This is a genomic window from Mucilaginibacter angelicae (genome assembly GCF_042434235.1).
Taxonomy (GTDB): domain Bacteria; phylum Bacteroidota; class Bacteroidia; order Sphingobacteriales; family Sphingobacteriaceae; genus Mucilaginibacter; species Mucilaginibacter angelicae.
Map to the genome: position 1 here is coordinate 43,359 of NZ_JBHLTS010000064.1, position 13,181 is coordinate 56,539.

Below are 13,181 nucleotides of genomic sequence, written 5' to 3' on the forward strand. Positions count from 1 at the left end.
TATATTTTTATTTTCAAATCAAATTACCACAATGAAAAAAGTAACCGGTATTGGAGGAGTCTTCTTTAAAAGTAAAGATCCTAAACAATTGAATGAATGGTACGCTCAGAAGCTCGGTTTTAAAACCAGCCCCTATGGAACCAAGTTTCAATGGCGAAAGGATGATGCACCTGATGAAAAGGCTCTTACCGTTTGGACCCCGTTCCCGGAAACTACTACCTACTTTGCACCTTCAACAAAAGAGTTTATGATAAACTATATTGTTGAAGACCTGGAGGGCTTAGTTGCTGAACTTAAAAATGATGGCGTTACTATACTTGACGAAATTGCCGCGAGTGAATATGGCAAATTTGTGCACATCCTCGACCCTGAAGGAAACAGTATAGAGTTATGGGAACCACCCGTTGATGAGGCTTAAAAATAGTTTGTAAATATTTTACGTAGAGACGCAATTATGCGTCTCTACATTCTAAAAAAAATTAAACAGCCTCTTAAACCGGGAAACTGAATTTCCCCATCAATACCGCCGGATTAATTCCAATCCTGATCGGCTCGCCGCACAGGGCTTCATTCCCTAATAAAGCAAACAATATAGCTTCCTTGGCATCGGGATTAATTCCTAATGAACTGCTATCATCAATATCTGCTTCAGGCAATAATTTTTTTAGTTCACCAATTACAAAGGGATTCCTTGCCCCGCCGCCACTGGTGAAAATTTTAATATGATTGCCTGAGATATTTTCCTTAATAAAACCGGCTATAGATGTTGCTGTGAAAGCACTTAATGTACAAACAAGGTCTTCGTTATTAATTTGCCCGGTGCCTGATTGCTGCTGCGCTTCGGCAACCATGTCAAGATTGAATAATTCGGGTCCGGTAGTTTTAGGGGCTTTTTCTTTAAAAAAGAGATGGGCGAGGAGTGCTGTCAACAGATCTGCATGAACATTTCCGCTATAAGCTATGACCGAATCTTCATCATAAGGTTTATTAAAATATTTGCGGCAGGCAGCGTCGATGAGGGTATTACCGGGGCCGATGTCTGTACAAAGCACATGGTCAAAATTACCTTCGCCCGGCAGCCATGTTAAATTAGCTATGCCCCCTATATTTAACAACACCCGGTTTTCACCGGTTTTGTTGCCCAGTAACACATCGCCGTATAAGGCCAGCGGAGCCCCCTCGCCACCGGCAGCAATATGTTTCTGCCTGAAATCGCTGATGGTTAATATACCGGTTTTTACGGCGATATGATCACCATCGCCAATTTGCAGGGTGGCGTTAGGTGAGTTTTTATGCTGATGCAAACGTTGGGGTGCATGATAAATAGTTTGACCATGACTGGCGATGAAATCAACATCTTGTGTATTGATCTTCCATTGCCCAAGCGCCGCTAATATGAGTTCGGCATGGTAGGTGCCGATGTAGGCGTTGAGTAAAGTAACCTTTTCCAGATCGGCATTGCGCCGGGCAAATACCTGCTGAACTTCCAGCTTAAAATCAGCCGGATAAGGGATGGTGATAAACTGTACCAGCTCAAAATGAGTACTTAAGCCATTGCCTGTAAATTTGCACAGGGCAATGTCAAGCCCATCCAGCGAGGTGCCCGACATAAGGCCGATGCCCATTTTTGATGGTTTTTGAGCAATGTTGAACAGGCGTTGCAGATTTTGGTTCAATGGTATCATGGGCTTAAATTACTATTTGTGCGGCAAGCGGTAAAAGTTAAAATAATAGCCGCCCTATGTAAATATCTGATATATTTGTTTTGAACAACACATCCCATTACATTTCCTAAAATTCATGGCACGATTAAATTTATTGGAAGAGACGCGTTACGAGAAGTTACCTGTAAGCGTATACAGCAACCAGCATGAAGCCTCGGTGGCGGTAGCAAACCGGATAGCAGATCTGATCCGCTCAAAACAAGCCAAAGGCGAAAAAGCGGTATTGGGCCTTGCTACCGGTGTAACCCCGATAGGGGTGTATGCCGAACTGGTGAGGCAGCACAAAGAAGCAGGCTTGAGCTTTAAAAATGTGATCACTTTCAACCTGGATGAGTACTACCCGATGAAACCCACAGCGCAGCAAAGCTATGTGACGTTCATGTATGAAAACCTGTTCAGCTATATTGATATAGATAAAGCGAATGTGCATATCCCAGATGGCACACTTGATAAAGATGCCGTGGCAGGCTACTGCCTGGCGTATGAAAAGCAGATAGAAGAACTGGGTGGCCTGGATTTACAGATCTTAGGTATCGGCCGTACAGGTCACATCGGTTTCAATGAGCCGGGATCGGCACCAAACTCAGGAACCCGAATGGTGACTCTTGATGATTTGACCAGGAGTGATGCTTCAAGGGATTTCGGCGGTAAGGCGAATGTGCCAACCAAGGCGATCACGATGGGAATCGGTACGATCTTCAAGGCGAGAGAGATCATCCTGATGGCTTGGAGCAGGAAGAAAGCCCCGATCATTAAGAAGGCGGTAGAAGGGGAGATCTCGGGTGAAGTACCGGCAACGTACCTGCAACTGTCCGACCATGTGGAATTTGTACTGGACGAAGCAGCCGCATCGGAACTGACAAGATTTGATACCCCATGGTTAGTAAAAGACTGCGTATGGGATAGTCAGTTAAAAAAGAAAGCGGTGATCTGGCTTGCCAACGAAATCAATAAACCGGTACTGAAATTAACGGAAGAAGATTACAATAACCACGGCATGGCGCAGCTTGCGGTAGAGCAGGGCCCGGTATACAATATCAACATTGATATTTTTAACCAGATCCAGCATACCATCACGGGCTGGCCGGGCGGTAAACCGGATGCGGACGATTCGCAAAGACCTGAAAGGGCACTGCCAGCCAAAAAGAGAAGCATCATTTTTTCACCACACCCGGATGATGACGTGATCTCAATGGGTGGAACGTTCATCAGGCTGGTAGACCAGGGCCATGACGTACACGTAGCTTATCAAACCTCAGGTAACACAGCTGTTTGGGATGATGATGTATTAAGGTATATGGAATTCGCCATCGATTTTACCAATAGCATCGGCGAAGACACCGCACACCTGAAACAATCATATGAAGATATGCGTGCGTTTTTCCCGAACAAACAACCTAACGAGATAGACACCCAGGAGATCAGGAACGTAAAAGGATTCATCCGGAAAACAGAAGCGATCTCTGGCGCAAGATATGCAGGCTTACAGGACGATCATATCCACTTTATGGCGTTGCCATTCTATGAAACCGGCAAAACCAAAAAGAATTCAGTAGGCGAGGAAGACATCCAGCTAACCATCGACCTGTTACAAAAAATAAAGCCGCAACAAATCTTTGCAGCAGGTGATTTTGCGGATCCTAACGGAACGCATTTGGTATGCTTTAAGATCATCCTGGCGGCACTGGACAGGTTAAAAGGCAAAGAAGCCTGGGTAGAAGATTGCTGGCTGTGGATGTACCGTGGCGCATGGCATGAATTTGAGACCTACGAGATAGAGATGGCAGTACCATTATCGCCACAGGAAGTGATCAGGAAGCGTAACGCGATCTTCAAACATCAGTCGCAAAAGGACAGGCCGGTATTCCCTGGTGATGATGCAAGGGAGTTCTGGGTGAGGGCAGAAGACCGTACCCGTGACACCGCCCAACGCTATGACCGTCTCGGCCTTGCCGAATACGAGGCTATGGAGGCGTTTAAACGATATATGTTTTAATGAATTTGAACTGAACCCGGTCGCCCGTGTCCTCACGGGCGACATAATAATTGCACGTGGGGACGCGGGCAAGGGGAAAAAGATAGATAAAAGCCGCGGCCTGTGGGATTCCCTCCCTTTGGAGGGTGTAGGGAGGGGTTTCATCAGCCAGTGCATTTTTTTGATATAGCGTATAAACCCCTCCCTGCCACTTCGCATCCCAACGCACCCCTCCCTCGGGAGGGATTTCGATTAATAGCCTATGACCTCAACCATAACCGAAAAACCAAAACGCCTCCTTTCATTAGATGTATTCCGCGGAATTACTATCGCTATGATGATCCTGGTTAATGACCCCGGCGATTGGGGGCACATCTACGCCCCACTGGAGCACTCGAAATGGAACGGCTGTACACCTACCGACCTGGTTTTTCCCTTCTTTTTGTTTATGGTTGGCGTATCGGTTATATATGCCATGGAAAGCAAAAAGGCTACCGTATCGCACAGTAAGCTCATCCTGAAAGCACTGCGCCGGACGGTGATCCTGCTGCTGATTCCATGGGCAACCCAACTGATCTTTCACCCGGATGGCGGGCTGGCCCATCTACGGCTGCCGGGCGTGCTGCCGCGCATAGCCCTGGTGTATTTCATCAGCACGGTGCTTTATCTAAAAACATCACAAAAAACACGCGACTGGATTTTTGCGATTGCACTTATTGGGTATTTCATCATCATGACCTTTATCCCGGTACCGGGCGTAGGATATGCCAACCTTGAACCCGAAACCAATATGGGGGCCTGGATAGACAGGACGGTATTTACGCCCGATCACCTTTGGCGCGAATCGCACACCTGGGACCCGGAAGGTTTACTGGGTACTATCCCCGCTGTTGCAACAGCTTTATTTGGTATACGGGTTGGCAGCTGGCTTAAACGTAAAGATCGTGACGACCAGGTAAAAACCAACTGGCTGTTTACTTACGGTGTAATCGCGGTTATGGCCGGCCTGTTTTGGGATTTGTTTTTCCCAATTAACAAAGCCTTGTGGACAAGCTCATTTGTGTTGTATACCGGCGGTCTTGCTTCCATTGGCCTGGCGCTAAGCTATTGGCTTATTGATGTGCAGGGGCATAAAAGGTTTACCTACCCTTTTGTGGTATTTGGCGTCAATGCTATCACGGCCTATGTGCTGTCGGGCTTTATTCCGCATTATATGGGGATGATTAAAATACATGGCTCATCTGTTTACCAAACATTGTTTGCGCCTTATTTTTCGCCGGTGAATGCTTCGCTGGTAAGTGCTATATTTACAGTACTCATTTTATGGGTAGTGATGTGGATCTTCTACATCAAAAAAATCTTTATCAAAATTTAATATGAACCTAAAGCTTAAACTTATCACGCTTACCGGCGTAATTTTCTTTTCCTTTTCAACTTTAAAAGCCCAGACAACCAATCAAACTTTTGCTCCATCTCATTTAAAAGCAGCCGAGCAGGTAATGCTTGCAACCGGGATAAATATGCAGTTTGGCGGGATGATAAATACCATGATCGATCAGTTAAGCGGGCAAGTTCCGGCTGATAAACGTGACGGTTTTATTAAAGTGATGAAAACATTTATGGGGAAGTATTTTACCTGGGATTTACTTAAAGACAAAATGGCCGTTATTTATGCCTCCGAATTTACGGAAGATGAACTCAACCAGTTAACAGCTTTTTACAATTCACCGATAGGAAAAAAAGCGAGCTCAAAAATGACTGTTCTGATGCAAAGAGGAATGCAGGTTGGGCAGGAAGCCGTTGCTGCGCATAAAGATGAGCTGCAACAAATGATGCAGGACGAATTTGCCGAAAAAACAGATCCCCCTGCAGTTAAGGAACAAGTTTCTCCGGCCACGAAGAAACCGGCCTCAAAAGCACCGGTAAAACATTAATTTTCACAACTATACTTTGTAACTAAGATTTTCGTTTTGCATCTTAGCACCCTGATTATTCAAACTTTATAATGAACCTGAACAAATACGTTCCATTAGCCTTATTGGCTTTAACCCTTTCTGGGGGTAGTGCATATGCACAAGTAAAAAAGAAACCTGCTCCATCGCCTAAAAATAAACCCGGTATACAGGCTATAGCTGCCAAAAGCGATGTTTTACCGGTTGATCAGAATGTGATCATTGGCAAATTGCCCAATGGCTTAACTTATTATATCCGTGCCAATGCCGAGCCTAAAAGCAGGGCCGAGCTTTATCTGGTTAACAAAGCCGGTTCGGTTTTGGAAAATGACGACCAGCAGGGTTTAGCCCATTTTACCGAGCACATGGCCTTTAACGGTACACGTGATTTTCCAAAAAATCAGATGGTTGACTACCTGCAAAAAGCAGGGGTAAAATTTGGTGCCGATTTAAACGCTTATACTTCGTTTAACGAAACGGTGTTCCAGCTGCCTTTACCCACCGATACTGTTAGTGTGTTTGAAAAAGGGTTTAACATATTGGCTAACTGGGCCGGTTATGTAAGCTTTGACCCCACCGAAATTGATAAAGAGCGTGGTGTTGTTTTGGAAGAGGAGCGCCTTCGGGGTAAAAATGCCCAGGAACGCATGCAACAGCAAACATTACCGGTGTTGCTTAATAATTCGAGGTATGCGCTTCGTTTGCCTATCGGTAAGGAAGACATCCTGAAAAACTTTAAGCCTGAAACCATCAAAGCTTTTTACCAGGATTGGTACCGCCCCGATTTGCAGGCTGTTATTGCCGTTGGCGATTTCGACCCTAAACGTGTTGAGGCGCTCATTAAACAAAACTTCTCACAACTTAAAAATCCGGCAGCCGAAAAGCCAAGGACAAAATATTCAGTACCCGCTGCACCGGGTACCACGGTAAAAATTGTTACCGACCCTGAATATCCTTACACCATAGCGCAAATTATTGTAAAACATCCCGGTACAGTTACCAAAACTACCGGCGATTATATGCAGCAGGTAAGGGTGCAATTGTTTAACCAGATGCTTAACGCACGTTTAAACGAGTTGCTGCAAAAACCTAATCCACCGTTTTTATATGGCCGCACCAGCTATGGTAACTTTATTGGCGACCAGGATGCTTATACTTCATTGGTTGTTGCCAAACCCGGCGAGCTTGAAAAAGCGGTTAAAGCCGTTGTGACCGAATCAGAACGCGCCCGCAAATTTGGCTTTACCCTTACCGAATTGGAGCGCGCTAAACAGGATGCACTGGTAGGGATCGGCAATGCATACCGCGAAAGGGATAAAACTCCGTCTGCAAATTTTGTACGTGAATACCAGGCCAACTTTTTAACCGGTGAAGCTATTCCGGGGATCGACTATGAGTACAATTTTTATATAGGCAATATCTATAAAGTGAGCCTGGCCGATATGAATGCCATGGCAGGTAAATTTATCAGCGATCAAAACCGTGTTGTGATTGTACAGGCCCCGGATAAAGAAAAGGCTAATTTACCCGATGACAAAACATTGCTGAACTGGATTGCCACAGGCGGTCAAAATGTTACTGCTTATATTGATAATGTATCGAGCGATCCATTACTGGCCCAGGCACCGGAAGGTACTAAAGTTGCTAAACAGGATACAGACGAAGCCATAGGTACAACCACCCTTACACTGGGCAACGGTGTAAAGGTGATATTAAAACCAACCGAATATCGTAATGATCAGATCCTGATAAGCGGTTACGCCTTTGGCGGTACCTCACTGGCAAGTGATGATGATTTTACATCGGCAAACCTGGCTTCGTCAATTATCAGTGGCAGCGGTATAGCGCAGTTTAACCAGGGTATGCTTGATAAGAAGATGGCCGGCAAGAACCTGAGTATTTCGCCATATATCAGTGAGTTTGCACAAGGTATTTCGGGAAGTGCCTCGCCTGCCGATTTTGAAACAGCCCTTCAGTTGATCTACCTGTATTTTACCCAACCCCGTAAGGACAAGGATATCTGGGATGCCAACATTGATCAAACAAGGTCGATATTGAGCAGCCGCGGGCTCGACCCGGGAAGTGTTTACCAGGATACAGTATCTGCCGTGTTGAGCAACTATAATTTCCGTGGTATGGTTACTACTATTCCAAGGTTAAATGCTGCAACACTTGATAAAGCTTACGATTTTTACAAAAAACGCTTTGCTGATGCCAGTGGCTTTACCTTTACACTGGTGGGGAATTTTAACGTAGAAACAATTAAACCATATCTTGAGCATTACCTTGGCGGCCTGCCATCAACCAACAGCAAGGAAACCTATAAAAACATGAACATCCAGCCGCCTGCAGGTGTGATCACCAAAACGGTAAACAAAGGTGTAGGCGATAAAAGTACCGTGCAGCTGATTTTCAGCGGTGATTATGATTATAATGAAGCTAACAACATACAGGTTGATGCACTGGAAGAAGTACTGAATATTAAACTGATAGAGCGTTTACGTGAGCAGGAAAGCGGCGTTTATGCGCCGGGTGTGAGGGCGAGCTACCGTAAAATTCCGGGTGCCCGCTATACTTTTACCATATCGTTTGGCTGTGCACCCGAAAATGTGGATAAGCTGATCAATGCCACCATGGAAGAAATTGGTAAAATAAAACAAAGCGGTGCGTTACCTGCAGATATCCAGAAGTTTGTTGCCGAAGAAGCCCGTTCAACCCAGCAGCAGCTTAAGCAAAATGTTTTCTGGGCAGGATACCTTGCATCGTCAGCACAAAACGGCGAAAACCCGGATCAGATCCTGGGCCATGTAAACAGTCTTGAGCAAATAACCCCTCAAAGCACCAAAGACGCCGCCAACAAATACCTGAGCGGTAAAAATCTGATTAAGCTGATTTTGATGCCTGAAAAGAAGTAAGGTGTAATGATAGATAATAAGAAGGCCTTTCCGGAACGGAAAGGCCTTCTTATTTTTTGTAGGGACGCATAATTGCATCTCCTATAGGGCTACATATGTTGTGAAGACAAAAATGTCATTGCGAAGAGGAACGACGAAGCAATCGCACACTATACAGAGCCGCTCTGCCTGTGTGCGATTGCCACGCTGCGCTCGCAATGACATTTTTTTGTTTTCCAGGCAAATTCATCTTCCCAACATTTTTGATAAAGGACGAGTGGCTTTGCTTAGTTATTATAATTGCAAAAAATCAATGCATATTCAAATAAGCCGATGCCGTATCGTTAGCTTTATGCACCACTACGCCTACGCACTTGCCAGTGCCATCTATTTCAAAAGAAATGCCTTTGCCCAAATCGGTATAAACCTGCACATTGCCGCCATTTTTGCTATAAGTGGAGGTTGGTTTAAGCTTGTAAGTTTTTTGAATATCCTGTTTAGTTGAGCCCACACCTACGCCGTCATCGGTTTTAAATTGTGGGGATGTTACCAGGATCTTTTGCACATGGCTCACTGATTCATCTTTGCTGCCCATGTTATGGTGCGAAAACACAGCCGTACGATAACCTGTAGGATCATGTTTGGCAAACCAAACCAACAATGAGCTTCCCATAGCTGCGTCCGAACTATCGGGTTTGCCTAATTGTGTTATGGTGTTTTGAACATCGTCATTTAAAACAATATGCCCGATGCTTTTACCCGGGATAATCAACCAGCCGGACTGCGAGGGATTAGCCGCACTGGTATCCGACGCCATGGTTTGGTGTTTAGTCGTGTCGTTTTTATCGGGGATATGCTGACCTGTAGTATCCTTAGGTACTTTATTGGTATCAGCCAGGGTTGTTTGTTTTTTTGAATTATTGCCGCAGGCCAAAAGGCAGATGGCAATCGAAACGATTATTAAGCTATTTCTGATCATCATATTACGATAACCAATTTAATGGTTATTTTGTTGGCGGGATTATGCAAGCTATAACTAAACAGCTAAAATTTTGTTAAAGGGATAATGACAAGCAAAGGCCAACAGGTTATACAGCAATGGTACACAGAAAAAAGCTGGGAACAGTTTCCTTTCCAGGCCGAAATGATGGACGCTTACCTTGCCGGTTACTCGGGCTTGTTGAATGCCCCGACCGGCAGCGGTAAAACCTTTGCCCTGTTCCTGCCTTTTTTGGCCGGTTTTATTAATGCCCATCCCGATACTTATAAAACAAAACAAAATAATGGTCTGCTGATGCTTTGGATAACCCCATTACGGGCGCTCACCAATGATATCCGCAAAGCTATGCAGGAGGCCTGCGACGAAATTGGTTTGCCGTGGCGAATAGCAACCCGCACGGGCGATACCTCTGCGGCGGAAAAAGCTGCCCTTAAAAGAAAACTGCCCGAAGTACTGCTTACTACTCCCGAAAGCCTGCACCTCATGCTGGCCCAAAAAGAATATCCCAAATTGTTCAGTCAGCTGCAGGTAGTTGTAATTGATGAGTGGCACGAGCTCTTGGGCACTAAAAGGGGAGTGCAGGTGGAGTTAGGTTTGTCCCGGCTCCGGGCCCTTGCTTCAGTTGACGGTGAGCAGTTGACAGTTGGTAGTGAGCAGTTTGCAGAGGTTTATAAAAAACAAATTAAGGATACGAACCTAAATAAAGACCGCCAACTGTCAACTCAAAACTGCCAACTAAGAATCTGGGGAATAAGCGCTACCATCGGCAACCTGGAGCAAGCCGCTGAGGTTTTATTAGGCAACGATTTCCCGCCTGAACAGGTGAAAATGGTGCGGGCTAACCTGGAGAAGAAGCTGGACATCCGGTCAATCATTCCGCAGAATATTGAGAATTATTCATGGGCGGGGCATATTGGTTTAAAGCTGTTGCCCAAGGTAATGGAAATAGTGGCTAAAAGTAAAACCACGCTGATTTTTACCAATACCCGTTCACAATCGGAGATCTGGTACCATGCTATTTTGGATAATTATCCTGAATATGCCGGTATTATGGCTATGCACCATGGCTCGCTGGATAATGAACTGCGCAACTGGGTGGAAGCCGCCCTGCACGCCGAAGCCCTGAAACTGGTTGTGTGTACCTCAAGTCTGGATTTGGGTGTGGATTTTCGGCCGGTTGATACCGTGGTGCAGGTAGGCAGCCCTAAAGGCGTGGCCCGTTTTATGCAGCGTGCCGGACGAAGCGGCCACTCTCCCGGTGCGATATCCCGGGCTTATTTTGTGCCAACGCATTCACTCGAATTACTGGAAGGGGCAGCGCTTAAGGCGGCCATCAAGGATAAGATCTTTGAAAGTCGTGACCCGATGCTGCTCACCATGGATGTGCTGATCCAGTATATGGTTACATTGGCGGTATCAGATGGTTTCCGGGCCGAAGAACTGTTTAAAGAAGTTAAAACCACCTATGCCTTTGCCGATCTGAGCCGGAATGAATTTGGAGAACTGCTTGACTTCATCACCAGCGGCGGTAAAACACTTGCCCAGTATGACGAATTTTTAAAAGTTGAGGTTGAAAACGGATTATATAAAGTAAACAGCCGCAGGGTAGCTATGCGGCACCGGCTAAGCATCGGTACCATCACCAGCGAATTGAGTATCCGCGTAAAATGGCTCAGTGGCGGTAGCCTGGGTACTATCGAAGAATCGTTTGTGTCAAAACTAAAACCTGGTAATACCTTTTGGTTTGCAGGCCGCAGTTTAGAATTTGTGCGGGTGAAGGAAATGACAGCCTATGTAAAAAAGTCAAATTCAACCAAAGGGCTCATTCCAAGCTGGAACGGAGGGAGGATGCCTTTATCATCACAACTGGCAGCCGTTTTCAGGCTTAAGCTGGATGAAGTAGCACATGGCATCGAGAAAGATATAGAGGTTAAGGCTTTGAAGCCACTTTTTGATTTGCAGCAACAATTATCGCACTTGCCCCAAAGTCATGAATTTTTGATCGAGTCGTTTAAATCAAAAGAAGGGCACCACTTGTTATTTTATCCTTTTGAAGGGCGACTGGTTCATGAAGGCATGGCCTCACTGCTGGCTTATCGCATCAGTAAAATAAAGCCTGCAAGTTTCTCCATAGCCATGAATGATTATGGCTTTGAGCTGCTTACTGACGAAGACATCCCGATTGAACAAGCACTGGAAGATGCCGGTTTCTTTTCGATAGATAACCTGATAGATGATATTCAGCACAGTCTGAATGCCAACGAAATGGCCCGTCGCCGTTTCAGGGACATTGCCCATATCGGAGGTCTCGTGTTCACCGGCTATCCTGGTCAGCAGGTTAAGAACAAACATTTGCAGGCATCAACCTCATTACTGTTTGAAGTTTTCAGCGAGTACGAACCGGATAATTTACTGGTACGGCAGGCCTATAACGAAGCGTTGGCTTTTCAGTTAGAAGAGTTTCGGTTAAGGGCTGCTTTGCAGCGCATTCAAACGCAAAACATTATTTTAAAAGTGATAGAACGGCCAACACCTTTTGCCTTTCCGATTATGGTTGACAGCCTTGGCCGCGAAAAACTAACCACCGAAACCATGGAAGAGCGCATAGCTAAAATGGCCCGCAGCTATGGCGCGGAAGGCGTTCCCGAACCTGCAGAGCGTAAAAGCAGGAAACCGGGAATTACGAGGAAGAAGGGGTTTTGAAATATAAACATTGAAAAATACCACTACAGTCACAGATGTTGGGAAGATGAGAACAATTATAAATCGTAATATTAAAGTGCACTAATTCATGTCATTGCGAGGAGCGAAACGGAATAGAGCTGGGGCGCGACGCGGCAATCGCATACTATACAGGGCAGCTATGCTTCCGTGTGATTGCTTTCCAGAAACAAGTTCGGGACAGGCAGTGCCTCGCAATGACATCGTTTTTTGTTTATCTGGAAAAATAGTTTCATCTTTCCAGCACTTGTGGGCTCCAGAGGAGTGGCGGGTAAACTAACAAACTTGTTACCTCTTATCCATTAAACCTGCAACCCTTTTTTTACTCATAAGAATAAACACTTATCCTTATGAAAACCTTAAAGCTCCGTTACTTAACCATTGCATTTGCTCTTTTTCTTACGTCATGCGCCGTTCCCGCAGCAGTTTATTTAGGCGATACCTATCCTGTAACCAATAACATTGATGTTTACTATGATGCCAAAGATGTTAAGCAGGATTACAAGGTAATAGGCCACCTGGCTATCGCTTATACCCCAGATTCGGAGGTGGCAAAAAAGCTACTTTCTGATAAAGCTAAAACACAGGGCGCCAACGGGATCATTATTTTTCAGGTAGAAGGCAATAATGCCAATGCTACTATCAGGGCTGATGCAATTAAGTATAATAAGTAGAAGGTTCTAAATCATGTCATTGCGGGCGTAGCGTCGGATACAGAGCGGATTTTCAAAGTGTTTATGCATAGCTACGAGATTGCCACGTCGCGCCCAGTGCTCTGCCCCCAGCCGCTCCTCGCAATTGTACGGGTTTAGTAATTCGGTAACAGAATCAGGTATTTTATTTGTTGTTTACGGATGCCATTTCAATAGGTTTTTTACCATTAATACCCTGATGAGGCCTTTCCCAATTATAGTA

The 13,181-nt window shown here is 45.3% G+C and carries 9 protein-coding genes; 7 read left to right on the plus strand and 2 right to left on the minus strand.

Annotated features, from left to right (window positions below; translation table 11 throughout):
- The first annotated feature begins 31 nt into the window (after positions 1-31).
- Positions 32-418, plus strand: a complete 387-nt coding sequence (locus tag ACFFGT_RS20730; protein ID WP_377024421.1) for a VOC family protein — start codon at positions 32-34, stop codon at positions 416-418.
- A gap of 73 nt (positions 419-491) precedes the next feature.
- Here ACFFGT_RS20730 and ACFFGT_RS20735 read toward each other — a convergent pair whose 3' ends face one another.
- Positions 492-1,685, minus strand: a complete 1,194-nt coding sequence (locus ACFFGT_RS20735) for an anhydro-N-acetylmuramic acid kinase (RefSeq protein ID WP_377024422.1) — start codon at positions 1,683-1,685, stop codon at positions 492-494.
- A gap of 115 nt (positions 1,686-1,800) precedes the next feature.
- On the opposite strand from ACFFGT_RS20735, the gene ACFFGT_RS20740 reads away from it, so the two are divergent.
- From ACFFGT_RS20740 to ACFFGT_RS20755, 4 genes are all read left to right on the plus strand, one after another.
- A complete protein-coding gene (locus ACFFGT_RS20740; protein ID WP_377024423.1) occupies positions 1,801-3,720 on the plus strand; it encodes a glucosamine-6-phosphate deaminase in 1,920 nt (639 codons plus the stop codon).
- A gap of 241 nt (positions 3,721-3,961) precedes the next feature.
- Positions 3,962-5,074 (plus strand): acyltransferase family protein, encoded by a 1,113-nt coding sequence (locus ACFFGT_RS20745; protein ID WP_377024424.1) that lies wholly within the window; start codon positions 3,962-3,964, stop codon positions 5,072-5,074.
- Between the two features lies 1 nt (position 5,075).
- Positions 5,076-5,633, plus strand: a complete 558-nt coding sequence (locus tag ACFFGT_RS20750) for a DUF2059 domain-containing protein (protein ID WP_377024425.1) — start codon at positions 5,076-5,078, stop codon at positions 5,631-5,633.
- Between the two features lie 71 nt (positions 5,634-5,704).
- Positions 5,705-8,566, plus strand: coding sequence for a M16 family metallopeptidase (locus ACFFGT_RS20755; RefSeq protein ID WP_377024426.1), 2,862 nt, complete (start codon positions 5,705-5,707; stop codon positions 8,564-8,566).
- 289 nt (positions 8,567-8,855) lie between these two features.
- Here the strand turns inward: ACFFGT_RS20755 and ACFFGT_RS20760 are convergent, their stop codons facing one another.
- Positions 8,856-9,527 (minus strand): hypothetical protein, encoded by a 672-nt coding sequence (locus ACFFGT_RS20760; RefSeq protein WP_377024427.1) that lies wholly within the window; start codon positions 9,525-9,527, stop codon positions 8,856-8,858.
- A gap of 84 nt (positions 9,528-9,611) precedes the next feature.
- Here ACFFGT_RS20760 and ACFFGT_RS20765 point away from each other — a divergent pair, with 84 nt between their 5' ends.
- Complete coding sequence (locus ACFFGT_RS20765) at positions 9,612-12,248, plus strand: ligase-associated DNA damage response DEXH box helicase (protein ID WP_377024428.1); 2,637 nt, start codon at positions 9,612-9,614, stop codon at positions 12,246-12,248.
- Positions 12,249-12,616: 368 nt separating this feature from the next.
- Complete coding sequence (locus ACFFGT_RS20770; RefSeq protein ID WP_377024429.1) at positions 12,617-12,940, plus strand: hypothetical protein; 324 nt, start codon at positions 12,617-12,619, stop codon at positions 12,938-12,940.
- The last annotated feature ends 241 nt before the right edge of the window (positions 12,941-13,181 follow it).

Excerpts from the sequence above, each read along its gene's own strand:
- ACFFGT_RS20730 (WP_377024421.1), top strand. The coding sequence starts at position 32 with ATGAAAAAAGTAACCGGTATTGGAGGAGTCTTCTTTAAAAGTAAAGAT.
- ACFFGT_RS20735 (WP_377024422.1), bottom strand. The coding sequence starts at position 1,685 with ATGATACCATTGAACCAAAATCTGCAACGCCTGTTCAACATTGCTCAA.
- ACFFGT_RS20740 (WP_377024423.1), top strand. The coding sequence starts at position 1,801 with ATGGCACGATTAAATTTATTGGAAGAGACGCGTTACGAGAAGTTACCT.
- ACFFGT_RS20745 (WP_377024424.1), top strand. The coding sequence starts at position 3,962 with ATGACCTCAACCATAACCGAAAAACCAAAACGCCTCCTTTCATTAGAT.
- ACFFGT_RS20750 (WP_377024425.1), top strand. The coding sequence starts at position 5,076 with ATGAACCTAAAGCTTAAACTTATCACGCTTACCGGCGTAATTTTCTTT.
- ACFFGT_RS20755 (WP_377024426.1), top strand. The coding sequence starts at position 5,705 with ATGAACCTGAACAAATACGTTCCATTAGCCTTATTGGCTTTAACCCTT.
- ACFFGT_RS20760 (WP_377024427.1), bottom strand. The coding sequence starts at position 9,527 with ATGATGATCAGAAATAGCTTAATAATCGTTTCGATTGCCATCTGCCTT.
- ACFFGT_RS20765 (WP_377024428.1), top strand. The coding sequence starts at position 9,612 with ATGACAAGCAAAGGCCAACAGGTTATACAGCAATGGTACACAGAAAAA.
- ACFFGT_RS20770 (WP_377024429.1), top strand. The coding sequence starts at position 12,617 with ATGAAAACCTTAAAGCTCCGTTACTTAACCATTGCATTTGCTCTTTTT.